General features: G+C 60.3%; 23 protein-coding genes, 1 tRNA gene, 1 other RNA gene and 1 riboswitch. Of the genes, 10 read left to right on the top strand and 15 right to left on the bottom strand.

Translation table 11 applies throughout. From position 1 onward, the window contains the following. The first annotated feature begins 493 nt into the window (after positions 1–493). A complete protein-coding gene (locus G452_RS0113870) occupies positions 494–2,233 on the top strand; it encodes a hypothetical protein (RefSeq protein ID WP_022662862.1) in 1,740 nt (579 codons plus the stop codon). A gap of 40 nt (positions 2,234–2,273) precedes the next feature. Then, on the top strand, positions 2,274–3,368 hold the full coding sequence (gene gcvT, locus G452_RS0113865) for a glycine cleavage system aminomethyltransferase GcvT (protein WP_022662861.1): 1,095 nt from the start codon (positions 2,274–2,276) through the stop codon (positions 3,366–3,368). A gap of 98 nt (positions 3,369–3,466) precedes the next feature. Here gcvT and G452_RS0113860 read toward each other — a convergent pair whose 3' ends face one another. Next, entirely contained in the window at positions 3,467–4,114 is a 648-nt protein-coding gene (locus G452_RS0113860; RefSeq protein WP_027189267.1) for a lysophospholipid acyltransferase family protein, read from the bottom strand. 162 nt (positions 4,115–4,276) lie between these two features. On the opposite strand from G452_RS0113860, the gene yedF reads away from it, so the two are divergent. Together yedF and G452_RS0113850 are read left to right on the top strand one after the other, a co-directional pair. Further along, entirely contained in the window at positions 4,277–4,909 is a 633-nt protein-coding gene (gene yedF, locus G452_RS0113855) for a sulfurtransferase-like selenium metabolism protein YedF (protein ID WP_022662859.1), read from the top strand. A 107-nt stretch (positions 4,910–5,016) separates the two neighbouring features. Beyond that, positions 5,017–5,784 (top strand): pseudouridine synthase, encoded by a 768-nt coding sequence (locus tag G452_RS0113850; protein WP_022662858.1) that lies wholly within the window; start codon positions 5,017–5,019, stop codon positions 5,782–5,784. A 122-nt stretch (positions 5,785–5,906) separates the two neighbouring features. On the opposite strand, the gene lolA is transcribed toward G452_RS0113850, so the two are convergent. The 4 genes from lolA to G452_RS0113830 form a co-directional block, all read right to left on the bottom strand. Continuing rightward, complete coding sequence (gene lolA / locus G452_RS0113845) at positions 5,907–6,596, bottom strand: outer membrane lipoprotein chaperone LolA (RefSeq protein ID WP_022662857.1); 690 nt, start codon at positions 6,594–6,596, stop codon at positions 5,907–5,909. A 104-nt stretch (positions 6,597–6,700) separates the two neighbouring features. Continuing rightward, positions 6,701–8,932 carry a DNA translocase FtsK gene (locus tag G452_RS0113840; protein ID WP_027189266.1) on the bottom strand — a complete coding sequence of 744 codons (2,232 nt, stop codon included), beginning with the start codon at positions 8,930–8,932 and terminating at the stop codon, positions 6,701–6,703. Positions 8,933–9,001: 69 nt separating this feature from the next. After that, positions 9,002–9,559, bottom strand: coding sequence for an elongation factor P (gene efp, locus G452_RS0113835; RefSeq protein WP_022662855.1), 558 nt, complete (start codon positions 9,557–9,559; stop codon positions 9,002–9,004). A 61-nt stretch (positions 9,560–9,620) separates the two neighbouring features. After that, positions 9,621–10,079 (bottom strand): type II 3-dehydroquinate dehydratase, encoded by a 459-nt coding sequence (locus G452_RS0113830; RefSeq protein ID WP_022662854.1) that lies wholly within the window; start codon positions 10,077–10,079, stop codon positions 9,621–9,623. A 206-nt stretch (positions 10,080–10,285) separates the two neighbouring features. On the opposite strand from G452_RS0113830, the gene yihA reads away from it, so the two are divergent. Continuing rightward, positions 10,286–10,891 (top strand): ribosome biogenesis GTP-binding protein YihA/YsxC, encoded by a 606-nt coding sequence (gene yihA, locus G452_RS0113825; protein ID WP_022662853.1) that lies wholly within the window; start codon positions 10,286–10,288, stop codon positions 10,889–10,891. On the opposite strand, the gene G452_RS19625 is transcribed toward yihA, so the two are convergent. The 3 genes from G452_RS19625 to G452_RS0113810 are packed head-to-tail and all read right to left on the bottom strand — an operon-like array spanning position 10,857 to position 13,374. After that, the gene (locus G452_RS19625; protein ID WP_022662852.1) at positions 10,857–12,008 is read right to left on the bottom strand and encodes an LptF/LptG family permease; all 1,152 of its coding nucleotides are present in this window, start codon (positions 12,006–12,008) and stop codon (positions 10,857–10,859) included. The genes yihA and G452_RS19625 overlap by 35 nt on opposite strands. Next, positions 12,005–13,171 (bottom strand): LPS export ABC transporter permease LptF, encoded by a 1,167-nt coding sequence (gene lptF, locus G452_RS19620; RefSeq protein WP_022662851.1) that lies wholly within the window; start codon positions 13,169–13,171, stop codon positions 12,005–12,007. The genes G452_RS19625 and lptF overlap by 4 nt, the downstream gene beginning before the upstream one ends. Positions 13,172–13,194: 23 nt before the next feature. After that, positions 13,195–13,374, bottom strand: a complete 180-nt coding sequence (locus G452_RS0113810) for a hypothetical protein (RefSeq protein WP_022662850.1) — start codon at positions 13,372–13,374, stop codon at positions 13,195–13,197. A 145-nt stretch (positions 13,375–13,519) separates the two neighbouring features. Here G452_RS0113810 and G452_RS0113805 point away from each other — a divergent pair, with 145 nt between their 5' ends. The 3 genes from G452_RS0113805 to ssrA all read left to right on the top strand — a co-directional run bounded on the left by G452_RS0113805 (position 13,520) and on the right by ssrA (position 15,075). After that, positions 13,520–14,314 carry an undecaprenyl-diphosphate phosphatase gene (locus tag G452_RS0113805; RefSeq protein WP_022662849.1) on the top strand — a complete coding sequence of 265 codons (795 nt, stop codon included), beginning with the start codon at positions 13,520–13,522 and terminating at the stop codon, positions 14,312–14,314. Positions 14,315–14,400: 86 nt separating this feature from the next. Next, positions 14,401–14,477, top strand: a tRNA-Met gene (locus tag G452_RS0113800). Between the two features lie 205 nt (positions 14,478–14,682). Further along, positions 14,683–15,075, top strand: a transfer-messenger RNA (tmRNA) gene (ssrA, locus tag G452_RS21175). Positions 15,076–15,222: 147 nt separating this feature from the next. On the opposite strand, the gene G452_RS19615 is transcribed toward ssrA, so the two are convergent. The 5 genes from G452_RS19615 to G452_RS0113775 all read right to left on the bottom strand — a co-directional run bounded on the left by G452_RS19615 (position 15,223) and on the right by G452_RS0113775 (position 18,921). Continuing rightward, the gene (locus G452_RS19615) at positions 15,223–15,786 is read right to left on the bottom strand and encodes an AAA family ATPase (protein WP_022662848.1); all 564 of its coding nucleotides are present in this window, start codon (positions 15,784–15,786) and stop codon (positions 15,223–15,225) included. 64 nt (positions 15,787–15,850) lie between these two features. Next, positions 15,851–16,576 (bottom strand): Rossmann-like domain-containing protein, encoded by a 726-nt coding sequence (locus G452_RS0113790; protein ID WP_022662847.1) that lies wholly within the window; start codon positions 16,574–16,576, stop codon positions 15,851–15,853. Between the two features lie 9 nt (positions 16,577–16,585). Further along, positions 16,586–17,239 carry a molybdate ABC transporter permease subunit gene (locus G452_RS0113785; RefSeq protein ID WP_022662846.1) on the bottom strand — a complete coding sequence of 218 codons (654 nt, stop codon included), beginning with the start codon at positions 17,237–17,239 and terminating at the stop codon, positions 16,586–16,588. A 20-nt stretch (positions 17,240–17,259) separates the two neighbouring features. Beyond that, positions 17,260–17,982, bottom strand: coding sequence for a molybdate ABC transporter substrate-binding protein (gene modA / locus G452_RS0113780; RefSeq protein ID WP_027189264.1), 723 nt, complete (start codon positions 17,980–17,982; stop codon positions 17,260–17,262). A 264-nt stretch (positions 17,983–18,246) separates the two neighbouring features. Further along, positions 18,247–18,921 carry a substrate-binding periplasmic protein gene (locus tag G452_RS0113775; protein WP_162141312.1) on the bottom strand — a complete coding sequence of 225 codons (675 nt, stop codon included), beginning with the start codon at positions 18,919–18,921 and terminating at the stop codon, positions 18,247–18,249. A 327-nt stretch (positions 18,922–19,248) separates the two neighbouring features. Between G452_RS0113775 and G452_RS19610 the strand changes: the two genes are divergently transcribed. Beyond that, the gene (locus tag G452_RS19610) at positions 19,249–19,998 is read left to right on the top strand and encodes a GGDEF domain-containing protein (protein WP_162141311.1); all 750 of its coding nucleotides are present in this window, start codon (positions 19,249–19,251) and stop codon (positions 19,996–19,998) included. 100 nt (positions 19,999–20,098) lie between these two features. On the opposite strand, the gene ribB is transcribed toward G452_RS19610, so the two are convergent. Next, on the bottom strand, positions 20,099–20,743 hold the full coding sequence (gene ribB, locus G452_RS0113765; RefSeq protein ID WP_022662842.1) for a 3,4-dihydroxy-2-butanone-4-phosphate synthase: 645 nt from the start codon (positions 20,741–20,743) through the stop codon (positions 20,099–20,101). A gap of 110 nt (positions 20,744–20,853) precedes the next feature. Then, a riboswitch (FMN riboswitch) is annotated at positions 20,854–21,003 on the bottom strand. 229 nt (positions 21,004–21,232) lie between these two features. On the opposite strand from ribB, the gene G452_RS0113760 reads away from it, so the two are divergent. After that, positions 21,233–21,613: a hypothetical protein gene (locus G452_RS0113760; protein WP_022662841.1), complete on the top strand. Its 381-nt coding sequence runs from the start codon at positions 21,233–21,235 to the stop codon at positions 21,611–21,613. Between the two features lie 45 nt (positions 21,614–21,658). Here G452_RS0113760 and G452_RS0113755 read toward each other — a convergent pair whose 3' ends face one another. After that, positions 21,659–24,046, bottom strand: a complete 2,388-nt coding sequence (locus G452_RS0113755) for a PAS domain-containing protein (RefSeq protein ID WP_022662840.1) — start codon at positions 24,044–24,046, stop codon at positions 21,659–21,661. Between the last annotated feature and the right edge of the window lie 250 nt (positions 24,047–24,296).

The following is a 24,296-nucleotide window of genomic DNA, read 5'->3' as shown; positions in this document are numbered from 1 at the left end:
CGCCTTGCCCGCCTTGCTGACGTTCATCTGAAACGATTATCTTTTGTTACGGCGTTGGATGAAGAATTCGATACTGCGATTGTAGGTTTTTTCCTCTTCGACAGTGAAGTAGCAAGCGGGAAGTTCACCGCGTTGCCTGTGGTAATGGAGACACTCGCAACACAACGCATGCTTGTCGCAGGTGAAAGTGCAGGTGCAATAGGATCTGTTGATTTTGACCCGGGGACATTGGTCCTGTTTTCGCATAGTTAAAAGGCCCTCGCTTCCGAAATGTTCTCTCTCGCTCCCGGATTGGCATATAGGCAATCCCTCCTCCGTGTCAACGCGATCCAGCGGCTTTCCAACGGATTTCAGCATACCGAGATCACGATCATCACCAGGTCGGGAAACAAGGCGCAGCGTTGTTTTTTCGGGCGAAAAAGATTAAGTGGAAGAGATGATAGCAGCAGATTCATAGCTGACGATGATTCTTTCCGAGGGGGAATGACAAAACATGTGGCGAAAGGCATTCAGCGAAGCGCCCGGATATGCCTGGAAAGCACGCGGCAAGCGCGCCCGAAGGCTTCATATCGGCACGCTCGACGCGCTGCGGGAGCCGCTGGACCACGCCCACATTCAACTCTGCCTCCTGCGCCCCTTCTTCGAGCAGAAGGACTACCCTCTTGTGGAGGCCCGTGAACTGCTGCCCTCCTTCGAGGTGGATCTCTTCGAATACAAAGAACTTCCCGGCTTCAGCATGGTCGTTTTCGAACGCCCTCTCAGTGCCTTCGAGGAGATATTCCAGTACGACGTGCTCAAGACCGGCCTGGCCGGGCGCAATCTTCCGGGCCCGAAGTCGAACGCGGAGTGCGACTCCCTTTCCCCGCATCGCGCCTCGAACATGGAACTCCTGCAATCCAGGCTTCCCCGCCGCTTCCATGAAAGCTTCAACAAGGACTTCGAGGGTACGGACATCTGCGAACTCGCACAATATCCGCGCCTTCTGCCGTTCCTGCTCAAGCTGGAGCGCGGTCACGTGCTCGCCCTGGACGACCGCGATCATTTCAGCCTCGCCGGGATCTACGCTTCCTTTCCCTCGGATCTGGATTCGGAATTGAAGCGCTTCGGCCTCAAGATCGGCAAATTCAAGTCCGGGGACAACGACCTCTACGAATGCAACCGCTCCTTCGTCTATCAATTCCTCATGGAGCTGCACGGCTTTTCCATCGTCTCCGAGCGCCGCACCTCCTCGGCCCTCTTCGCGCGCAGGCTCCAGCGCATGGGCGAACGGTTCATGGTCCGGGTTCTGGGCCAGTCGGACAGGACCATCACCACCCTCTCGACCCCCCGGCGAAACCGCCCCTACCCGCGCGTTGAGAAAATCGCGCTGGTGCAGGTTTCGGAAGACAAGACCGAGGCCATCGAACTGCTCAAGGACCAGGGCTTTTTCGTGGACGCGAAGCAGCGCGTGGTCATCCTGCGCGTGACCTACGGCCAGCACCGCTTCAACCCAAAGAACATTCAGGAAGACCGCGCGCTCTCGGTGCAGGGGCAGGAGATCATCCATCCGCTCACCGGCAGGATTCTGAAAAACCTGAACATCATCAAAGAACCGTCGAGCATGATCCTCCAGCTCAACGACATCGTGCGCGGAGAGCATCGCGGCGCCATCACCTATGCGCGCAACGAAGTCATCCGCGATCCGGACACCCATGAGAAGCGGCTGAAATTCCTTTCCAGCTGGCTGAACAAGCACCAGCGCCGCATCATCGGCTATTCCGACGAATTCTACTCCAAGCTGGTCCAGGTGCTGGACAGCTACCTGCTCACTCCGGACAACTTCGAAGCCTTCTCGCAACTGCACGCCCTGCACCAGGAAGTCTGGGCGCGTTTCAGCTACATTCAGCAAACGCGGCGGATCAAGATGCTTGAGGATTTGAGCCGAAGGCGCTACAAGGGTCGCCGGATCGGCTATTTGAAAATGTTGGCCCATATGGCCGAAATCCTGAACGATCTGAAATTCGAGATCGTCAAATATTTCGACAAGCCCGTGGTTTCTGCCCTGGCCATCGGCAAGCGCGTCCTCAACGACGGCTACCTGCGCCGGACCTACGCCACGCAGCGAGACGACGACCTGACTTCGGACGGGCGGGAAATCAAGCGGCTCTATGGCCGCATCGTGGCCCTGGTCGACGAGATTTCGGCCATCCGCAAATCCCGCATGGACAAGAACACGCTCTCGGCCGCGCCCTGAGCGAACGAAACAACCGCTGGAACCATCCCCAGGAGGACACGTGGACGCTCCCGAAACCCTCCGCACCACTCCCCTTACCGCTTGGCACAGGGAGAACGGCGCGAAAATGGCATCGTTCGCCGGTTTCGACATGCCCATCCAGTACGCCGGCATTCTCGCCGAGCACAATCACACCCGCAGCAAGGCCGCTGTATTCGACATCAGCCACATGGGCGAATTCCTGCTCTCCGGCGCAGGAGCCAGGGACGGGCTCAACGCGCTCGTGACCCAGGATCTGAACACCCTGGCGCCGGGCAAGTGCCGCTACGGATTCCTGCTCAACGACAAGGGCGGCATCCTGGACGACCTGATCATCTACTGCCTTGCGCCGGACGAATACATGCTCGTGGTCAACGGCGCATGCGAGGAAAAGGATTTTTCCTGGATCGCCGGGCACCTTCCCGCTGGTCCCGCCCTGCAGAACATTTCCAGCGCCACGGCCAAGATCGACCTGCAAGGGCCGCTTGCCCTGGATGTTCTCGAAAAAGTCCTCGGCACTTCCTGGAAACATCTCAAATACTTCAATCATGAACCAGCCCAATGGAACGGCGGCCCGCTGCGGGTGAGCCGGACGGGCTACACCGGAGAACTCGGCTACGAGCTCTACCTGCCCTCGGAACAGGCCCTCTCCCTCTGGCTGGCCCTGGTCGCGGACGATCGCGTGCAGCCCGTGGGCCTCGGCGCGCGGGACACCCTGCGCCTGGAATGCGGTTATCTCCTGTATGGTCAGGATCTGGACGAGGCCCACAATCCCGCCGAAGCGGGCTACGGCTTCCTGCTGACCAAGGAAGCCGACTTCATAGGCAAATCCAGCCTTTCCACGCTTCGCCAGCACCTCGTTCCCCTGAGCATCGAGGGACGCCGCTCCGCCCGGCACAACGACAAGCTCCTCGACGCGCAAGGCAGGCACGTCGGCATCGTCACCAGCGGATCGTTCTCTCCCACTCTGGGACACGGCATCGCCCTGGCCTGGATCGATGCGGGCCACGAAACCGGGACGGATTTCCTTGTGGAAGGAGCGCGCACCAACCTTCCGGCAAAGCGCGTTGAGTTGCCTTTCTTCAAAGAAGGCACGGCGCGCAAAAAAGTCGACTGATCAACCCTGATCACGTCCATCAAGCACAAGAAAGGCGGCCATGTGGCCGCCTTTCTTTATAGCAAGCAATATTTACTGCGCGTTGATTGCGCCCGCGGTCAATCCCACTCCGGCCGCAATGCCAGAAGCGCCTCACGAACCCTGTCGCGCTCCCGGTCCATCATTTCCGGGGTCAGCTTGCCTTCGGGAATCCTCAGCGGAGCGCCCACCCGGACCCGGCAGCGCGCCAGCGGGCAAGGCAGTTCGAACTTGTCCCAGGATTTCCTGAAGACGTATTTGCGCGCGGGAAAGGCCCGCACCGGAAAGAGCAAGGCCTGGGCACGCTGCGCCATGAAAACCACGCCGTCCTTGACCTCGTGGCGCGGACCGCGCGGACCGTCCACGGTGAACACGCCCACGCGGCCGTTTCGATTCACTTCCTTGGCGAGTCCGAGCAGCGCGCGAAGACCGCCCCGGCTGCTGGAGCCGCGATTGGTCTTCAGACCCAGGTTCTCGAGAACACGGGCAATGAACTCGCCGTCGCGGCTCTGGCTGACCACTACCGCGTACTTGTCGCCCGTTCGGTAGCCGAACCCGGTGACCCCCACCAGCTCGTTGTGCCAAAGAGCAAGAACCACGGGTATTCCCTTGCTGTGGGCCTCGGAAATGGCCTGCCATTCCGATTTGTCGTCATAGCGGATCAACCAGGTCCAAAAGCGGAATAAAATAGTCAGAAACGGCGTGACCACCGCGGGATTGATTTTCATCGGCAGGCGTTCTCCTTGCGCGCCAATATCTACGTTGTCCACGGTCTCTTTGCAAGATTGACCGCGCATCCGATTCATCTATCCAATCAAGTCGTCTCCATTCCGGATAACGATTTGACCGCAACAACCCTCTATGATGGATTGTAGCCGGAGGAAACAGAAATGAATGAAATCCGCCTGGAATGCCAAGGCCTGCCCTGCCCCCAGCCTGTGCTCAAATGCAAGAAGTGCATTGAAAACGACTCTCCGGAAGCTCTTGCCGTTGTCGTGGACAACGAGCCGGCAAGGGAAAACGTATCCCGCTTTCTTGCCAGCAAAGGCTACAGGGTCAGCGTTGAAGAGCAGAACGGCCTCCTGACCATCCGGGGACTCGCGGACGAATCAAAGGAATCCGGAACCACGGACAAGAATTGCGCCGTCTGCGAAGTCATGTCCGGCGAGGAGCTGGAATCCCTGAGCGCCCGAACGGTCGCCTTCATCACCACCGCCCAGCTCGGCGTGGGTGACGACGAACTGGGTGAAAAGCTGATGCTCAACTTTTTGGCGACGCTGCCGGAACTGGGTTCGTCCCTCTGGCGCATCGTCCTGGTCAACGGCGGCGTTCGACTGGCTTGCGACGGGCATCCCTGCCTGGAAAAGCTGGAGACGCTCGCAAAGGCCGGAGTCGAAATCCTGGTTTGCGGAACCTGCCTTGATTTCTTCGGACTTCTTGAAAAAAAGCGCATAGGCGAAACCACGAACATGCTCGACGTGGTCACCAGCCTTCAGCTTGCCAGCAAAGTCATCAAGGTCTAAGCTCGTTTCACACCCCAGACACCTTCCGGACGCACCGGGTCATCGGCCCTGGCGCGTCCGGTTCTTCATGTGCCGCATGAAGAAAACCATCGTCTGCAATGGAACGAATGACTACAGACAACAATCTTATTCGACTCAACAAATTTCTCTCGCAATGCGGCGCGGCCTCGCGCCGGGGCGCGGACGAGCTTATAGCAGCGGGCAAAGTGCTCGTGAACGGGAAAACTCCCGACCCCGGCGACAAGATCGATCCGGACAAGGACGAAGTGACCCTGAACGACGTCCCCGTGCGGATGCGCCGTGAACATCTCACGATCATGCTGCACAAGCCCGTACAGGTCGTCACGACGCTTAGCGATCCGCAACAACGCAAAACCGTACTGGAATTATTGCCGGAAAGGGTCCGCGAGCTTCGGCCCGTCCCTGTGGGCAGGCTCGACTACTTTTCCGAGGGACTTCTGCTGCTGACCACGGACGGCGAACTCTGCAACCGGCTGACCCACCCGCGCCACCACCTTGTGAAACGCTACGAAGTCACGGTGCGAGAGGACGTCCCGGAAAGCGCATTGCAGACGATGCGTGCGGGAATGCGCCTCAAGGAAGGCGAGCGTCTGGCCCCGGTGCGGGTCTGGACCCGTCGTCTTCCGGAGGGGGAAACCCTGCTCCAAATGGAACTGGTCCAAGGCGTGAACCGTCAGATCAGACGCATGTGCCGGGATCTGGGCCTGACCGTGCTGAAGCTTTGCCGCGTGGCTCAAGGCCCTCTCAGCCTCGGCACCCTGCAAAGCGGGAAATGGCGGCAACTCAGCGCCCAGGAACTGGACGCGGTCCGCCGCGCCGTGGGGCTGGCTCCCTCCTCCGCTCCCCGTGGCTGATACCGGGGACGCCATCCCCTGGACGCGTTTCGCAACAACATTTTCAGCTCGCCAAGCACGAAAAAGGGCCCCGATCAGGGGCCCTTTGATTTGCGTCACTGCGGTGCGCCCTCTGCGCGGCGCTATTGCTGCACGGTGTTGTCGTTGACCTGCGCGCCTTCCGGGAGCACGAACTCGAACTTGGAATCCTTGACGTCCACATCCACCTTGAGATTGCGCAGATAAATCTCGTTGCCGTTGCCCTGGAAATCCACGGTCATGATCCGGCGCAACAAGTAGGTTTCAGGCTCGACCCCGATGTAGGCGAAGAGCATGCCGGGTTCGGGCTTGTGCGGCACCAGCCGGAAAAGCATCAGGTTCGTATCGGCCCAATGCTCCGCGAGCTTCTCCTGGCCGTCCCAGACGCCTTCCACCTTGAAATCTTCCTTGAGGTTGGCCTTGCCGATGAGGAAGCGCATCAACGTGCGCGAGTTGAGCAAATCCTGCACGGGCATCTTGTTCGCGGTGTTCAGTTCGTGCAGATAGTCCCAAACCGCGTCCTTGCCCACCACGATGGTTTCCTTGGCTTCTTCCGGAGCCAGGGTTTCCCAGCGCACCAGGGAGGGACGCTTGAACCAGATGCGCCCGGTGCTTTCGGTGCTGGCACCGATGGCCGCACGGGTCAGCCGCTGCGTGAAATCGGCCTCGAAGGACTTCACCGTTTCATAGCGATGTTGAATCTTGTCGGCTATTTCGCCGGCATCCTGCGCCCAGGAAAAAGAAGCGCCCAAGGTGAGCAAAGCAAGGACAAGCATGGAAACGACAAGGCGCATATGGACCTCCATGTTGCCGCGTCCTCGACATCAAGGACGGGGTCGGATGATTTTCGTTTCAATGATGCAATTTACGGGCAAGCACCGACGAAAGTAAAGCGGGATCATTTGGGGCGGATGACGTTGCGTGGTTTGCTGCCTTCCTGGGGGCCGAGCAGGCCGTCCTGCTCCATCTGCTCGATGAAGCGGGCGGCGCGGTTGAATCCGATGCGGAAGCGGCGCTGGATCAGCGAAATGGAAGCCTTGCCCTGACTCATGACGAAATCTACGGCCTCCCGGTACACGGGATCGTCGGAATCCCCGCCGTTGCCGTTGCCTCCCCCTTCGCCGCCCGCCTGCCATTCGCAGAAGTCCAGCTCGAACCGCTGCTCGCACTGCCCGCGCCAGTGCGCCACCACCGCCGCGATCTCGGCGTCGTCCACATAGGCGGCGTGCAGGCGCTGCAAGGTGGAACCGCTGGGCTTGTGGAGCATGTCGCCCAATCCCAGCAGGCGTTCCGCGCCCACGGTATCAAGGATGGTGCGCGAGTCGTGCCGGGCCGAGACCTGGAAGGAAATGCGGGTCGGGAAGTTGGCCTTGATCAATCCCGTGACGACGTCCACGCTGGGCCGCTGGGTGGCCAGGATGAGATGGATGCCGGCGGCGCGGGCGAGCTGGGCCAGCCGTACGATGGAGGTTTCCACCTCCTTTGCGGCCGTGAGCATCAGGTCCGCCAGCTCGTCGATGACGATGACGAGATACGGCATCGGTTCCAGGTCGCTCTGCTCGTCGGGAATGTCCTTGCCGAGCTCCACGAGACGGCTGTTGTAAGATTCGATGTTGCGCACGCCGATGCGGGCCATGCTCTCGTAGCGGCGGTCCATCTCCTGCACGGCCCACTCCAGGGCGTTCTTGGCCAGGGCCATGTCCGTGACCACGGGATGGACGAGGTGCGGCAAATCCGCATAGACGGCCAGCTCGATGCGCTTGGGGTCCACCAGCAGCAGCTTGAGCCGCTCCGGATCGGCCTTGTAGAGCAGACTCAGGAGCACGCCGTTGAGAAACACGCTCTTGCCCTTGCCCGTTGCGCCGGCCACGAGCAGATGAGGCATGCGCGCGAGATCGGCAACCGTGGGCCTGCCGTGGATATCCTTGCCCAGGGCCAGGGTCAGCAGCGACGAGGACTGGAGAAACGCCCGGGACTCGAACATCTCCCGGATGTAGACGGTCTGCCGCTTGGTGTTCGGAATCTCCACGCCCACGCTGTCCTTGCCGGGAATGGGCGCTTCGATGCGCACGGAGCGCGCCTTGAGCGCCAGCGCAATGTCGTCCGAAAGCGAGGCGATGCGGCTGATCTTGACGCCGGGAGCGGGCTTGAACTCGAACATAGTCACGACCGGACCGGGCACGACCTTCTGGATCTCGCCCTGCACGCCGAAATCGCCGAGGCAGGCTTCCAGGCGCTTGGCCTGGGCGGCGAGTTCCTGCGGCGACTCCCGATCCTGCTTTTCATCCGGCGCTCGCAGCAACTCCGGGGACGGCAGGGACAGACGCCCGGACCGGGTCTTGGGCGACTTGGGCACGGCGGCAACGTTGGCGCGCACGACCTTGGGCTCCGGCTCCTCGGTAAAGGGCTTGAGAATCAAATCATCCGCAACGCGCGGCGGTTCGGGGAAGTCCGGTTCATTCTTCTTTTTCTTCTTCTGCTTCTCGGCCTGGGTAAAGGCGCGCATGGCCCGCGCGCGGCGGCGCTGCTCCTGCCAGGCGGACCAGGCTCGAACCACGGCGGCGGATACGGCCTTGCCCAGGTCGCGCCAGCTGAAGCCGACGAGAAGATGCGCTCCGGCCAGCGTCAGAAAGAGCCAAAGAAGGAAGCTGCCCCAGCTGCGTACATAGGGCACCACCAGCGCGTTCAGGCTGCGGCCCAGCCAGCCGCCGCTGATGATGTCGTAGACGTGATCCGGGCCGGGAGCGAACCAGGGATGCTGCATCCAGGCCGTCAGGACCACGAAGAGCAGAATGAGCCCGGACCACTGGCGAAAATTCATCCGGATCCGGCGTATGAACCGCGAAAGGCCGAAGTAGAGGAAGAACAGCGGCCAGAAAACAGCGCCCATGCCGAAAAGCTCCACGAACAGCCCGGCCGCATACGCGCCGACGGTTCCGGCAAGGTTGTTGACCTTGGGCGCCATCACCGACTGGTTGAAGGTGGGGTCGGCGGGGTGGAAGGAAAAGACGCTGACGAAAAGGAAGGCGGCCACGAAAATGCAGGCCAGTCCTCCCAGTTCCGGGGTCAGGGTCCGGATTTCCTCGGGTTTCGCGGTTTTCTTCGCCAACTCTCTCTCCCATGAGCACATCGAGGCCGAGGGCTTGTCGTCCCCCGGCCTCGATGCATAGTGTACGATACGAACGCCGAAGCGCGGCGGTTATTCGCGGCCGATATAGGCGCCGGAGCGGGTATCAACCTTGATGGTGTCGCCGGTGTTGATGAACAGCGGGACGTTGATCTTCTTGCCGGTTTCAAGGATGGCGGGCTTGGTCGCGCCGCTGACGCGGTCGCCCTGGACGCCCGGTTCGGTCTCGGCCACGTTGAGCACGACCGAGGCCGGCAGGTCCACGCCGATGAGCCGCCCCTGGTAGAGCAGCGTCTTCACCGTGTCGCCTTCCTTGATATACCCACCCTCGTCTCCAAGGGCTTCGGCGGGCACATTCATCTGTTCATAGGATTCAAGATCCATGAAGACGAAATCCGTGCCTTCCTTGTAAAGGAACTGCATGTCCTGGGAAGCGAGGTCGGGCCTTCCGACCTTCTCACCGGAACGGAAAGTGTTGTCCAGAACCTGGCCCGTGATCATCTGGCGCAGCTTGGTGCGCACCATGGCGCCGCCCTTGCCGGGCTTGAAGTGCTGGAACTCGATGATCTCGAAGGGCTTGCCGTCGAGCTCGATCTTCAGACCGACGCGAAAGTCCTTGGTCGAATACATGTTTTGATACCCTCTTTATACTTATGCGCCGCTCCATGCGGCGGATTCCCATTGCCGACTATCAATCCTTCAGGCGCTGGTACAGCGTCTGAACAGCCAAGGCATAACCGAGAATTCCGAATCCGGCAATGACCCCGATGACCCGCTTGCCCATCAGGCTTTGCTGCCGCAGGGGCTCGTCCGTGCGTGCCCAGATGTTGGAGAGGTGCACCTCGACGCAGGGAACGCCGATCCAGGCGAGGCAGTCCGCGATGGCCAGACTGGTATGGGTGTAGGCTCCGGCGTTGAAGGCCACGCCGTGGACGCCGTCCGCGCGGGCCTTTTCGAGCCGGTCGATCAATCCCCCCTCGGAATTGGACTGGAAGAACTCCAGTTCCACCTCGTCCGCCCGTTCGCCGAGGAGATCCCTGACCAGGACAGGCACGTCCGCCATGCCCTTGTCGCCGTAAATTTCCGGCTGGCGCTCTCCAAGATGACCGAGATTGGGACCATTGAGAACCAGAAAACGATATTTTGCCATGGTTCCACCCAACACTTTGGATTTCTCTGCGATTCAAATGACGTCAATGCGATCATGCCGTGATCGGTTCGCATCCTATACTATGGGGCGCAACCTGCCAACCTTGACGCCGCGCCGCAAAGCAGGCAACACTGCCCGTCCCGGACTGAAACGCTCCGGCCCGGCCCCACGGCCCGGTCCAAGCGGAACCTCCGGCGGGAATTCTTATGAACCGAACGCTTGAGTTAGTCAAAACCGTTTTCGAGCCGAACCAGCTCGAAATCCTGGACGCGCCGCAGGTCGCGCTGGCGGGGCGCTCCAACGTGGGCAAGTCCTCGCTGGTCAACTGCCTGGCCGGACGGAAGTCCCTCGCGCGCATCAGCTCCACTCCGGGCAAGACGCGGAGCCTGAACTTCTATCTCGTGAAGCCCGACGACTTCTTTTTGGTGGATCTGCCCGGATACGGCTACGCCAAGACCTCGAAAACCGAACGGGCCAAATGGGGAAAGCTCATCGAGCGCTACGTGACGAGCACGCGCCAGCTGACCACCATGGCCGTCCTTCTGGACAGCCGTCTGCCCCCGCAACGCATCGACCTGGAACTCGTGGCCTACCTGAGGTCCATGGGAATTCCGCTCCTGGCGGTGCTGACCAAGGCGGACAAGTGCAAGCAAAAGGATCTGGCGCATCGGGTCAGCGAATGGCGCGACCTGCTCGGCGGAGCCGGCGTTCCCCTGCCCTTTTCCAGCAAGACGGGCCGCGGGCGGGACAAGCTCTGGAACCTGCTGGCCGAGTCGGTCAATCCCAGTCCCGCGTCGAGCGAGGCTGAGTAAGCAGCCGGAACGGAGCGCTGACAGCGCGCTCCACGAGCGGCGAGCCGACGTAGATCAGCCGCAGAAGCGCGGCGGCGGCGAACACCGCATCCCCGAACCAGGCTCCGACGATGGGCGCCACCGCTCCCTGCTGCCCGGCGGAAACCCCCACCACATACACGCCGTACTGCGCGAAGATCAGCAACAATCCGATCCCCACGCCGATGTAGATGTTTTCCGTGAAGGTAATCAGCGCCACGGCCACGAGCGCCATGGCCGCGAGGTTGAAGGCGTAGGAAATCTTCGCGTGCCAGGCGGTCTTGAGCCGCTCCACGTTGGAGCCGGACCTCTCAAGATCGCGGATGGCCTTGCCGAGCTGAAGCAGGGGCAGTTGCGCCCGGTCCGCACTCTGCCGAATGGCCGCCATGGCGTTGATGTCCTGCATGACGGGCAAAAGCATGCTTCGCGTTGTCTGCGAGGTGAAATCCACGGTGCTCAGGATCAGGGGATAAAACACGCGCCAGCCGAACTCCTCGACCTTGACCCGTTCCGAATTGATGACGCGGATCAATTTTCGGCTGTCCAGGTCGAACTCGTACACCGTGACGTTCTTCGCCGACATCTTTCCGGGAGCGATCTCCTCGGAATGGATGACGAACTCCCCACTGCGAAACCAGACGTCCTTCATGACCAGCTCGTCGAGCTGCTTCTTGCGCACGTCCTCCTTCCAGATGCGGTTGGCCTCGGTTTCCCCCCAGGAGCCGATGAACTGCGAAAAGGCGAGCTGCGCGCAGCTGAGGATCAGCGCGTAGACGAAGAAGAAGCGGACCAGCCGCCCCAGGGAGCAGCCCCCGGCGCGCAGGGCCAACAGCTCCCTGCTGCGGGCCATGAGTCCGAGCTGGACCACGAGGGACAGGAAAAAGACCGAGGGCAGGATCTGGGAGACGATCAGCGGCAGCTTGGCTCCGTAATAGGCGGCGATGGTCTTCACGCCCAGGCCCGCCTCCACGAAGTCGTCCAGGCGGTCGAACATGTCGGCCAGGAGATAGACGCCCGTGCCGATGCTCAGACAGACGCCGAGCAGGAAGAGATTCTGGCGCACGAGGTAACTGCGCAGAGTGTTCAGCCCCAGGCTCACGACTTGGCCCTCCGCAGCCGGAGCCTTGGCAGACGCGGCCGGAAGCGAATGGTCCGCTCGCGCGCGGCCATTTGCAGGATGACCAAAAAGAGCAGCAGGAAAAGCACGTTGGGCACCCAAAGCCCGATCTGCGGCGACAGGGTGCCGGCTTCGCCGAAACTCACGCCGAAGGAGAACATGGTGTAGTAGACCAGGAACAGGCCGAGCGAGATGAGCAGCCCCCATTGCTGGCGCAGCCCCTGGAAGATGCAGGCGATGGGCATGGCGAACAGCGAAAGCACGAAGCAGCCCGCGGGCAGGGCGAAACGCTTGGCCAGCTCCACCTCCACCTTGCTCGGCTTGGTGTCCACGTCGTCAAAGGCGTTCGGGTCGGCCCGGAGCTTGCGCAGCTCCGCCACGGAAAGTTCGCTCGCCTTGCGCTCTCCGGGCGAATAGTCGCTTCCGAAGAGCTGGGCCAGCGAGAGCTTGATGACGTAGGAACCGAACTGGAGGATGTCCAGCTTGGCCCCCTCGCGCCGATAGATCCGCCCGTTCTTGAAGGAGATCAGCAAGGCGCCCTGTTTCACCTCCGTGACCACCGAAGCCTTGTCCGCCACGATGTTCACGGTGATGTTCTTCTGGCGCTTGTCCTGCACGAAGACGAATTCCATGTCTCCGGTCTTCTCGTCCACCTTGTGCGCGTAGAAGGTCAGGCCGGGGAAATCCTGGTTGAAGATGCCCGCCTGGAGCGCGAGCCGCGTCTGGGAACGTACCAGTTCAAGGAGCGTGCCCTTGAAATGGGTCATGCCCCAGGAAATGCCGTGGTAGGAGACGAAAAGGCTGCCCAATGTGCAGAGGATCGCAAAGATCAGCGGGGCCGGCAGGAGCTGATACAGGCTGACGCCGTTGGCCTTGAGCGCCACCAGCTCTCGGTCCGTGCTCATGCGCAGGAAGGTCAGGAACACGGCCAGCATGCTGGCGATGGGCATGAGCAGAAGCAGGAAAAAGGGCACGAGATAGATGAACAGCGTCATCAGCTCGCCGCCGCCCACGTTCTGCGCCAGCAAAAGGTCGCGGAGCTGGAGCATCCTGCCCAGCAGTATGATGCCCAGAAGGCACCCCAGGGACAGGAAGAAGAGGTGGAAAAGTTCCTTGATGATCTGGCGATGGATGAGCTTGAACAAGCCGCCCTACTCTTTTGACCCGGCTATTTCTTCTCTTCGGCGTAGAAGCGCTGCAAAAATTCACAGTCTCCCGGACCAAGGTTGAACCGCATGCTCGCCTCTTCCAGCAACTTGGCCAAGGGCGTGTCGGATTCGCGGCGCTTTTCGTCGATCCAGGCGACGGCCTTTCTGCACATCTCGCTCTGGGGCATGACGGTGCTCATTTGAGGGCTCCTTGCTTTGCCCGAATACGATTTTCGGGAGTTCGACCAGGAAGTACACCACCTTCCCCGGCCTTGCAACTTGCGTCTTTCCGGTTTACCCCCTGCGAGAATATCATCCGGCCTCGCGGCCGCACAGGAGACTGAAATGGACGCTTGGCTCATTGCCGTCATCATGGGCATTGTCGAGGGGCTGACGGAATTTCTGCCCGTCTCCAGCACGGGACACCTGATCATCTGCGGACATCTGCTCGGATTTGTCGGCCCCAAGGCCGAAACCTTCGAGATCGTCATTCAGCTCGGCGCCATTCTGGCCGTGGTCCTGCTCTATTGGCCGCGTTTCCTCGGTCTGCTCCTGCCCGAACAAGGCAAGGCCTTTTCCAGCCTGCGCGGCCTCTGGCTGCTTTTCCTGACCAGCCTCCCCGCCTCCCTGCTCGGCCTGCTGGTCCACGGCTACATCAAGGAACATCTCTTCAGCCCGCTGACCGTGGCCGCTGCGCTTTTCACAGGCGCGCTGGCCATCTTCGTGGTCGAGGCCATGCCCCGGCGGGAAAACATGCGCAGCCTGGACGAACTGACCCCGGCCACGGCCCTGGGGGTCGGCCTGTTTCAGTGCCTGGCGCTCTGGCCCGGCTTTTCCCGCTCGGCGTCCACGATCATGGGCGGCATGCTGCTCGGCGTGGACCGCAAGACCGCGGCGGAATACTCCTTCGTGGCCGCCGTGCCCATCATGTTCGCGGCCACGGGCTACGACTTCTACAAAAGCGCCAAGCTCTTCAACGCGGACGACCTGTTCATGCTCGCCATAGGCTTCGTGGTCAGCTTCTTCTCCGCCTGGATTGCGGTCAAGGGCTTCATCTACCTTCTGGGCAAGCTGACCCTGCGTCCCTTCGCTGTTTATCGCATAGGGCTCGCCGCACTGGTATTGCTGATTTTTTCCTGATTTCCCAAAAACGCCTTTTTCCCCTTGCGTTCGCAAAAGAGAGAGGATATACAGCGTTTCCGCTTCGGGACACAGACCCGAAACATGGCGAGGTAGCTCAGTCGGTCAGAGCATGCGGCTCATATCCGCAGAGTCGGGGGTTCAAGTCCCTCCCTCGCTACCATGAATACAAAGGCCCTGCGCAAGCGGGGCCTTTTCTTGCTTTGTCCGGGCTGCGCGGCGTGCGATTGCTCCCCTGCGAGCTTCGATTCCGGCCCTTGAAGGCTCGACGATACGGACCTGCGGCTATTTTCATATCCTAAGGGATTTCCCCTTGCCAAACGTCGGCAGCGTCTTATAGTTTGCACATCCGTTCAGTTCATTGAAATGGGGGCGCCCTGGTTTCGACGGAGATGCAGAAACCAAGGTTGCAGGTCGGGGATGGTCGTTGGCCCCGTCATCAAATCGACCAGGCATACAAGTGCCAACAATGACTACGACTACGCTATGGCTGCCTAGTTACTAGGTAACTGTAGTTTCGGGGCATGACCCCGGCGGCTCTCCGGGTCTACGCCCGATAAACCGGAGACGCTGACGACACCCCTCGGGCTAGCGATCCGCGGCTGCACGTCCCGCAGAGAGCGAAACTCATAGGCGCGCTGGCTGCACGGCCGCCCGGACAGGGGCAATCCTGGCAGCGAGACACGAAACCTGTCCTAAACCTGTAGACGCCTTGTGTGGATCGTTTTCGGACGGGGGTTCGATTCCCCCCGCCTCCACCATCCCCCATTTTTCCATCTCTTGGACAAGCAAAAGCCCCGCTCGGACGGGGCTTTTGCTTTCCTGAATAAGATGTCCGACCAATTCGCTCCGAGACGTTAGGGAGGCGAATTCCGCCGCTCTTCCGACTTCGCTCTTCTTGAATCAATTCAAGCCAAGCACTGCCCCTCGGCGGAATCGCTGTCCGGGCCGATGCCTTCAAGCTTCAGCAACGCCAGCAGGTCCGCAAAGCTCTGATCCACGCTTCGCCCCGCCGTATCCAGACGAACCGCTTCGGCCCGCTCCCAAGGATCGTAGTCGCGCTCTCGCACTTCCTTCCAGGTCGGCAAGACAAGACCCGGTACGGTCGAAGCGCGCCCCTCGACACGCCGCCGATGCTCTTCACGATCCGAGCAGACAATCTCAATGTTTCGGCACTCGGCTCCCGAATCCTCGGCGACCCGGGTCCACTCCCGCCGGGTCAGCGCGATGGGGTTGCAGCAGTCCGCGACAACGCTCATGCCGAGCAGAAGATTGTCTTGGGCGATGCGGTACGAAAGCCGGTACCCCTCGCCTTGTACGTCCAGCCCGCAAAGATCGCGCAGCCCTTGCTCAATCGTGTCGATGCGGAGATAGGAGGCGCGAAGACGCCGAGCCAGCAGACGCGCCAATGTCGTCTTTCCTGCTCCGGGCAGACCGGAAAAGATGAGAAGCATGGGATTGGTCGCAGTCATTCGTCTCATCGGATGCCTTGCCGCCCCGCAGCAGCGCGAAACGGCCTCGCACCGTAGGTACGCATCATTCGCTGCGGGGGCAATAGCGCTCCCAGCCCATGAGCGTTGCAGCTCCGGCGATGGTCGTGCCGTAAAAGACCACGGGCTTGTCCAAGAGAAAGGAAGAGATGCTGCCGTTGGCGAAGGTGGTGCCCGTGACCAGGAACACGTCGGCCCAGGCCAGGACTTCGGCAGCCTTGTCCGGCCCCTCGACGAGCGCGCCGCGCCTGACCTGGCCGACATTGTCCGGGTCCAGATCCAGCACGCGCAGTTCAACCGCCACGGACAGCGCGCCGATCATGGCGGGCTGAAACCCCACCAGGCCGACGCGAGGCGAACCGAACCGTTTCGCGATGAAGCCGGACAGTCCCGCGGCGCATTCCCCCGGCCCGGCGTCGCGGCAGTGAATCGTATTCGAGGTCTGCCCCGCGCTGCGAAGGACCGCGTTGAGCGTGGCCACGAATACGGCGCGTGAAAAATTGCTGTCCAGCGGCAAGGCAGCCACCTCGCCCAGGGTTCCGGCGTAGTGGTCGAAATGGTCGGTGAAAGCCTGGCCGCGGGCGTTCCGAAAGCGGGCTTCCATCAGTCGTTCCTTGCCTTTCTGGATGGGAAAATCTCCGTATCCCGGCCTGCCGATGGCCTGTTCCGTGGTCAGGGGCGCGGCCACAACCTGCACGGACTCCCCAAGGATTCCCTCGGCGGTCCAACTTTCAAGCGCCTTGTCTCGAACCAATTCCAGCACGGACGGCATTGCATTCTCCTATACGGCGGAAAGCCGTTTGAGGGCGAAGTAGATCAACAATGAAAACAACCCGATCAAGCAGGACAGGACCACGGCACGGTCAAATTCCCCGCTGAACACGGAGTTGTATATCTCCAGAGACAACGTATTGGTCTTGCCGAGGATGTTGCCCCCCAGCATGAGGGTGATGCCCACCTCGCCCAGGGAGCGGCCCAAAGCGAGAAACCAGCCGGCAGCCAGCTCGCGTTTGACGTTCGGCAACTGCACCAGCCAGAAGGCCTGCCATTCGGATTTTCCAAGCACGTAGGCCGCCTCGGCCAGGCGTGTCGTTCCTTGCAAGGCGGTCACCACGGGCTTGACCATCAACGGCAGCCCCGCCACGAATGAAGCCGCGACCACGCCGGGAAAACTGAAAACGATCTCCGCGCCCGTGAGCCGCCCCAACGGCCCGGAACGCCCCAAAAGCAGCAACAGCACGAACCCGGTGGCAATGGGCGGAAACACCAACGGAAGCGTCACCAGGAAATCCACGACCGTTCGGAGCGCGGTCCTTTTCTCGCGTGTCAGATAGTATCCGAGCAGCACGCCCGCTCCCAGAAGCAGCGCACCGGAATACAGCAACACCCGAAGAGTGAGCCAGAGCGGCCCCAGCGTGGAGGGATCGAGCAACATGTCCCGCCAACCGGACACGCCTACAATCCGTTGGCTCGAACGATTTCCACAGCTTTTTCGCTCTTCAGAAACCGCAGGAAATCTTGTGCGGCATCAGGGTGCGGCGGCGAACGCAATTCACAAACAACGATCCTGATCGGATCGTAGAATTGTCCATCCAGCTCAACGAATCCCCCGAGGGTATCGCGGACGTTGAGTGCATGGGTCAGGTTCAGAAAGCCAAGATCGACTTCATCCGCAGCCAGATAGGCATAGACCTGCGGCACGGTGGCAACCTCCACGAGCTTCTGCCGGATCTGTTCATAGATCCCCGTGCGTTGAAGGTATTCCAACGCGGCCTTTCCGTAGATGGCATGCTTGGTATTCGGCAGGGCGACGCGCCTGGTCTGCGCCGAGGTCAGGCTTTCCGAAGACGGATTCCCTTTTCCCTTGGGCCAGGCCAGAACAAGGCGGCCGCGGCCGAGCGTATGGGTGGCCGCCGCGTCGATGCTCCCATCTCCCAGGAAGAATTCGGCTCCCAGCACCAAATCAACCTTTCCGCTGGTCCGCGCCTGAGAGGTGACCTGGGCCATGTTGCCGTAGACGAGATCCACCTGACGCCCTGTTTGCGAGGAATATTCCTCCACCAGCGCATTGACCATCTTCTTGTAGCCCGCACCGGAAGCCAGTACCAAAGCGCCGTCATCTGCGAACGCAGGCGTTGCCGCAAGCAGCAAGATCAGGAACAGCATACTGTTTTTCATGAGCTTTCTCCCCGGAAAATTTGCGCGTGAGAAAACGCCCCGCGCGCCGACCACATCCACAGGAACGGGACAAGGTACGATTTCAACCGAATACGTGCAGTGGATATGTCGGGCAACGAGGTCACGCCGATTGGAATAACCGTGACCTGGGCAGCCAGACCGCCAGAGGAGAAGCCGGAAACCGCGAACAACGGACAGCGGGCATACATTTCGGCTGCCGGCGGTCGGAGGCCGCTGCTACGGCAAGCCGGGGGGAAGGGGCGCTCAACGGTAGCGGTGCAGGATCTCGTCCAATCGCCCGTCCGCTTTCATGGCGGCTAGTTCCTGATTGATCTTTTCGAGAAGGGGAGCCCAGCTTTTCTGCTTGGTGAACACGAAACGATAGGGAGAAATGTCCGTGGCGACATCGGTCAACGCAAACCGTTCGCCATGCAGTTCCGGCCTGTTTCGAAAAAGCCAGAGCGTTTCAGCCCGGTTGACCACGGCGGCGTCGGCCCGGCCCATCGCAACGAGGTCGAGCATGGCGAACGGCGAATCCAAGGGGACGCGGTCCGCTTCGCCTGCGGCGAACATCTCATCCAGGCCAGGATAGACGAAACTGCTGATGACCGCGATCCGAAGGCCCACGAGATCCTCAAGCGTGTCAAAGCGAATCGGCCGTTCCCGGCTGTAAAGCAATACGTCCTCGGATTCGAACAGGGGATCGGACCAGAGATAATCCTCGGCGTTCGGCACCCACTCTCGCGCCTTGAGATGCAGGTCCACCTCGCCCGAGTCGAGCATGACCCAGCCCCGCTTGTTGGGCAGGCGAAGCAGCTTGACCTCGTATCCCAAGGGATTCAGGACTTCATGAAGCAGGTCCGGAAGCAACCCGCCCAACTTCCCGCCGGAGTTCTCGATGAGATAAGGAGGCCAGTTCGTGTCCGGAATGAAGGCCACCAAGCATTCGCCACGGGCCGACCTGCTTGTTCCGACCCCTCCGGCAACCGCCAAGGCCATCAGATATATCATTAGATGAAAACGGCGAAAAAGCTTCATGCGCGATTGATGTCCTCGAAATGGAGCAATCTTGGATTCTATGTCCTTATGCATCTGTCAAAATTGGATGTCAAACCATAATTCTTTCAACAAAACAAAAAGAACGATATCTTCGCGCCGGCGAATCCGGCAGGTCCGGATGAGCGCAATACGTGTTGTATGCAATTCACATTTCTCCGGAAATATGCTCAAGTTGGGCAGAACTTGTTTGCAAGACAGGGGATGGTAATGAGTGAAAAATTATTAGCCGACCTGACTCGGCTCTGCAAAGTGACGGCAGCCGTGGCCAAAGGCGACGATTCAAGCGTCGACGACCTCATGGGCTTGACCGCCGACGAAGATTTCTCCCCCCGGCTGGCGGAGTTGGCCGAGCAAATAGGCAGCTTGGTCGTCCAGAAGGAAGCCCGCGAATTCCGCCTGGAATTGATCATCGAGGATCTCCTCGACGCCCATTCCCGACTGGAACAGGCGAACCTCGACCCGCTGACGGGGCTGCCGAACCGCGCCATTTTCCACGAACTGCTGGAAAAGGCCTGCGATGAATGCAGCCAAACCTGCCACTCTCTGGCCCTGATGTTCATCGACCTTGATAAATTCAAGCAGGTCAACGACACCATGGGGCATGACGCCGGCGACGAGCTATTGGTGCAGGTTGCGGACCGGCTGCGCGCCTGCATTGGAAAACATGGTCAGATCGCCCGGCTCGGAGGCGACGAATTCACCGTCATTCTTCCCGCCCTGGACGACGAGCAGGTGGCCCTGGCCCTGGCGGCCAACATCTTGCGCGAATTGCAGCGTCCCTTCGATCTCAAGTTCGGCCGCGCGCACATCGGCGGTTCCGTCGGTCTGAGCTTTTATCCCCACGAGGCGGATCGACCTGTATCCCTGCTCAAGAACGCCGACATCGCCATGTACCGGGCCAAGGAAATCGGTCGCAACAACTGCCAGCTCTACCGCGACCTCGGCAAGCTGCTCTGAGTCTCTCCGCCCTTGCGCAAAATGGCCCGCTCCGTGAAAACGAAGCGGGCCTTTTCATGGCGCATTTGCGCGATTGCGTTTCGGCGTCAGCCGATTTCGCCTATTGGCGGAACTCCTGGCGGTAGTGGACAAGATCGGCCACCGTCAGCACGGGAAAATTCTCGCGCTCGCCAAAAGCAACGATCTCCGGCAGGCGTGCCATGGAGCCGTCCGGGTTGGTCAGCTCGCAGAGGACTCCGCTGGGACGCAGCCCGGCAAGACGCATCAAATCCACCGTGGCTTCGGTATGTCCCCGGCGCTCCAGCACGCCCTGAGGCTTGGCGCGGAGCGGGAAGACATGTCCGGGACGGTGCAGGTCTTCCGGGCGGGCGTTGTCCGCCACGGCGGCCTGCACGGTACGGACGCGGTCCGCCGCGGACACGCCGGTGGTCACGCCTTCCGCCGCCTCAATGGAGACGGTGAAGGCCGTCTGGTAGCGGCTGGAATTGTTTTCGACCATGGGAGGCAGATTCAGGGATCGGATTTTCTCGTCCGTGAGGCAAAGACAGACGATGCCGCTGCATTCGCGAATGAGCATGGCCATCTGCCCGGCGGCAAGCGTCTCCGCCGGAAAGATCAAGTCTCCCTCGTTCTCGCGGTCCTCGTCGTCGGTGACAAGAACCCCCCTGCCCTGTTGCAGGGCATCCAGCGCAGCTCGCACGCGCTCGACCTGATCGCCAAAACGGGAAAGCAAAGACTGATTCATGGTAAAACTCCTCAATAAAACGTTACCAGAATCAGGGCAAAGAAAGGACAGCCGTTCGCAGAACGCGAAACAGCCGACGCGGGAGAATCGCCCGCGCAGGTCGGTGACTGCCTTACTCTCTTCCATCCGGACTGTGACCGTCGGCTCCGGAATCTCACCGGATCTGCTGACCTCCCCCACGGGGGGAGCGCTCGCGGGCTTTCCTGCGCATGGCCGGAATTACCGCCGGTGGGGAATTTCACCCCGCCCTGAGAATAAGTCCGGAAAGACAATACCTTTTGGCGTCGTTTGTCAATCCTGAGTCCATGTTATAATTTTCAACGCTTCTATAAAATTCATAAAATTATTTCAGAGAATTATACACCGAGAAAAGACCTCGTGACGTTCTTGCCCGCAAAAAACAGTGCCTCCCCCTTTACACAGAAGCATATGCAATCTATGATCTCAAATAGTAACCCTTCTCATTTACATAAACATCGGGAGGAAGATATGGCTAACATGGATTATCCTGGTCCTTGCCCCAGTTGTGGTGGAATCGACGGTTGCAGCGCGGGTGTCTCCAAGGAAGAAGCCGTGCAGCACTACTGCAAGGGACTTGAAATGGAACTGAACGCCTGGAAGGCGAGGCTCTACGACGTTCTCGTGGACGTGGGATCGTTGAATGCGAGCGACCAGGAAAAGCTGGCCGATACGCTGACGCTGATCAAGTCGACCGTCAAGGAAATCGAAGCGGTGCGTGGACAGATGCTTGAAATCTGCCCCACCAGCCTCTCCGACAAGGAATCGGAAATCGGCAGCAAGCTGGAAAAGCTGCGCGTCAACTATACCAAGGCCCTTCAGGTCATCAGCCCCGGCTGGTTCGGCGGCTAGGCATCGCCCTATACGACACAACGGGGAGCTTTTGCTCCCCTTTTTTTATTGCCCTGGTCGAAAGCCGGACCGAGGCAGGCTGAAGACGAAGGCCGTCCCCTTGCCTTCGCCTTCGGATTCCGCCCAGATGCGCCCGCCGTGATTTTCAATGATGCGACGGACCAAGGCAAGCCCCAGCCCGGATCCACCCTGTTTCTGGTCCAGTTGCTGGAACAGCCCGAAGACGGTTTCGAGATACTCCGCCTTGATTCCGTTGCCGTTGTCCTCAAGCCGGACCACGACATTGCCGCGGTGAGCGGAAACATCGATTCGTACCAGCAATGGTCTCTCCGGCGATCTGAATTTCACGGCATTGCTGAAAAGATTCAAGAAGACCTGCACCATGCGCGGACGGTCGCACAGAATCGACGGGAGGCTTTCCAGACCCTGCACGCGCCCGCCCGACTCCTCGAAAAGCCCCTGGGACAGCTCCAACGCCTCGCGGGCGACCTCCTCGAGCGAAACCTGCACCAGGGGATTGTCCATTCGCCCGACGCGGGAGAGTTCCAGCAACTCGCGCAACAGCATTTCCATTTTATCCGTTGCGCTGTTGATGCGCGCGAGGTCCCCAAAAACCCGATCCCTGTCGCCTTTGCTGATGTCCCGTTCCAAGAGGCCGAGAAATCCCTTGATGGTGATGATCGGACTCTTGAGGTCGTGCGAGACGGTGTAGGTAAAGCGTTCCAGCTCGTCGTTCTTGGCTTCCAGCTTGGCGACAAGACGCTGAAGCTCCAGCTCGTGCCTTCGCCGCTCGCCCACGTCCCGAACCACGCCTTCGATGCCCACGGGCTTTCCCGTCCGCTGATCCACGATCAGATGAGAATTGGTTTCCACTTCCACAGGGCTTCCGTCGCGATGCCGCAACGCGGCCGTGTATCCGGATACGACGCCATCGGCCATGATCTTTTCCAGAAACGGCTTGCGTTGTTCCGGGGAGTAGTAGAATTCCGAGGCCACGTCCTTGCCGAGCAGATCGTCGCCGCGCGCATAGCCCAACATCTCATACATCCTCGGATTCACCATGATCAACCGGCCTTCCATGTCGGCGCGGTAGAATCCGTCCATCATGTTGTCGAGGATCTCCCGCAGGGTTTCCTCGTTGCGGCGCAAGTGGTCCTCCATCTCCCGGCGCTTCGTGAGGTCCGAGTGGGCTCCGGCCATGCGGCGGATATGCCCCTTCTCGTCCCGCAGGCAGGTTCCGCGTCCATAAATCCAGCGCCAGGAGCCGTCCTTGTGGCGAAGGCGGTATTCCACCTCGAAAAAATCCGCGCTGTTGTCGAAGAGGGATTGGTTCGCCTCCATGACACGGTCGAAATCATCAGGATGGATGCGCGACTTCCATTCCTCGATCCGGTTTGGAATTTCATGGTCCTCGTAGCCGATGATGCTCTTCCAGCGAGGAGAATAGTAGACCTCGTCCGTATCCCGGTCCCAGTCCCATATGCCGTCGTTGGAGCCGTGCGTCGCCAGCTGGTAGCGCTCCTCGCTGCGGGCCAGCGAATCGGACGTCCACCCTACGCGCCGAAGGAGCTTGCGGTTGCTGAAGACGAGCATGAGCGCCAAGGCCAAGAGCAAACCGCCGACGGCGGCAAACCAGGTCCAAGGCAGGCGCTCCATGAATCCCTGTCCTGTCCAATCGTCCACGATGCGGCTCATGCGATCTTCCGGCACGGCCTGGGCATTGCTGTTGAGCAGCGCAAGGGTTTCGGAGTCACCCTTGCGCACCGCGGGCCTGACTGCTTCGGAATACAGAGGTGTTGGAGCCAAACGAAACGACTTCCCATCGGCATGACGGGCCAGAAGAAACATAATCACCGGCTCATCGCCGATGAATACGCGGATGTCGCCGTTCAGAGCGGCCCGCACAAGAGCCTCGTAGCCAGGATAGATCTTCAACTGAAGCTGCGGCGCGTGCCGAAAGAGATACTCCTGCGCGAAATCGTCCTGCGCGACTCCGACCCTGAATCCCTTGAGGTCGTCGAGCGTTCGGACTCCCAGCACGCTTTCATGAAAAAAAATGCCCGCTTCAATGTTCAGGAAGGATTGCCCGAAGTCGAAACGACGCTCGCGTTCCTCGGTCTGGAACATGCCGGAAATGATGTCGGCCTCTCCACTCTCCAGCATCCGCAGCGCTTCCGGCCATTCCGTCAACCTATAGTCGATGGGAATGCCGGTTTCGCGCGACCACGCCTGCCAATACTCGACGAATATCCCCCTGGGGTCGCCGTCGGGCCCGGCAAACTCGAAAGGCGCATACTCCCTGCTCCCGACGACAACCAGCTGGCGGCCGGAAGCATATGCTCCCAGCACCGCATCCGCCGGAACCGCCGCCCCGACCAGGGCGGCGAGCAGAAAACAGGTCAACATCAGGCCCTTGAATCCGTCACGCTTCATGCAGTTCCTCTCTCGAAAATCCCTATATACCCGCTTGCCGGACAAGCGCAATCGATACGGACATAATTGTCTGTACAGGTCGGCAATAGATTCCGGTTCTTTGCTTGGCACCCTGGTTGCTTAACACTCCTGACGGGAAATTCGTTCCTGCCATACCGAAGTATTAGAGATTCGGTAGGCGAAATCATACTTCCGCCCGATTGTTGGCAAAACACCTGGGAGGGTAGTTTGGGCTCACGATCAGAAAAAA

This window comes from Paucidesulfovibrio longus DSM 6739 (assembly GCF_000420485.1).
Classification (GTDB): Bacteria; Desulfobacterota; Desulfovibrionia; order Desulfovibrionales; family Desulfovibrionaceae; genus Paucidesulfovibrio; species Paucidesulfovibrio longus.
The sequence above is the reverse complement of the archived record's forward strand: the minus strand, read 5'-3'. Positions and strand labels throughout refer to the sequence as shown.

Bases quoted from the DNA above. Each gene is read 5' to 3' on its own strand.
- G452_RS0113870 (WP_022662862.1), top strand. From the start codon at position 494: ATGTGGCGAAAGGCATTCAGCGAAGCGCCCGGATATGCCTGGAAAGCA.
- G452_RS0113860 (WP_027189267.1), bottom strand. From the start codon at position 4,114: ATGAAAATCAATCCCGCGGTGGTCACGCCGTTTCTGACTATTTTATTC.
- yedF (WP_022662859.1), top strand. From the start codon at position 4,277: ATGAATGAAATCCGCCTGGAATGCCAAGGCCTGCCCTGCCCCCAGCCT.
- G452_RS0113850 (WP_022662858.1), top strand. From the start codon at position 5,017: ATGACTACAGACAACAATCTTATTCGACTCAACAAATTTCTCTCGCAA.
- lolA (WP_022662857.1), bottom strand. From the start codon at position 6,596: ATGCGCCTTGTCGTTTCCATGCTTGTCCTTGCTTTGCTCACCTTGGGC.
- G452_RS0113840 (WP_027189266.1), bottom strand. From the start codon at position 8,932: ATGTGCTCATGGGAGAGAGAGTTGGCGAAGAAAACCGCGAAACCCGAG.
- efp (WP_022662855.1), bottom strand. From the start codon at position 9,559: ATGTATTCGACCAAGGACTTTCGCGTCGGTCTGAAGATCGAGCTCGAC.
- G452_RS0113830 (WP_022662854.1), bottom strand. From the start codon at position 10,079: ATGGCAAAATATCGTTTTCTGGTTCTCAATGGTCCCAATCTCGGTCAT.
- yihA (WP_022662853.1), top strand. From the start codon at position 10,286: ATGAACCGAACGCTTGAGTTAGTCAAAACCGTTTTCGAGCCGAACCAG.
- G452_RS0113810 (WP_022662850.1), bottom strand. From the start codon at position 13,374: ATGAGCACCGTCATGCCCCAGAGCGAGATGTGCAGAAAGGCCGTCGCC.
- G452_RS0113805 (WP_022662849.1), top strand. From the start codon at position 13,520: ATGGACGCTTGGCTCATTGCCGTCATCATGGGCATTGTCGAGGGGCTG.
- G452_RS19615 (WP_022662848.1), bottom strand. From the start codon at position 15,786: ATGACTGCGACCAATCCCATGCTTCTCATCTTTTCCGGTCTGCCCGGA.
- G452_RS0113790 (WP_022662847.1), bottom strand. From the start codon at position 16,576: ATGCCGTCCGTGCTGGAATTGGTTCGAGACAAGGCGCTTGAAAGTTGG.
- G452_RS0113785 (WP_022662846.1), bottom strand. From the start codon at position 17,239: ATGTTGCTCGATCCCTCCACGCTGGGGCCGCTCTGGCTCACTCTTCGG.
- modA (WP_027189264.1), bottom strand. From the start codon at position 17,982: ATGAAAAACAGTATGCTGTTCCTGATCTTGCTGCTTGCGGCAACGCCT.
- G452_RS19610 (WP_162141311.1), top strand. From the start codon at position 19,249: ATGAGTGAAAAATTATTAGCCGACCTGACTCGGCTCTGCAAAGTGACG.
- ribB (WP_022662842.1), bottom strand. From the start codon at position 20,743: ATGAATCAGTCTTTGCTTTCCCGTTTTGGCGATCAGGTCGAGCGCGTG.
- G452_RS0113760 (WP_022662841.1), top strand. From the start codon at position 21,233: ATGGCTAACATGGATTATCCTGGTCCTTGCCCCAGTTGTGGTGGAATC.
- G452_RS0113755 (WP_022662840.1), bottom strand. From the start codon at position 24,046: ATGAAGCGTGACGGATTCAAGGGCCTGATGTTGACCTGTTTTCTGCTC.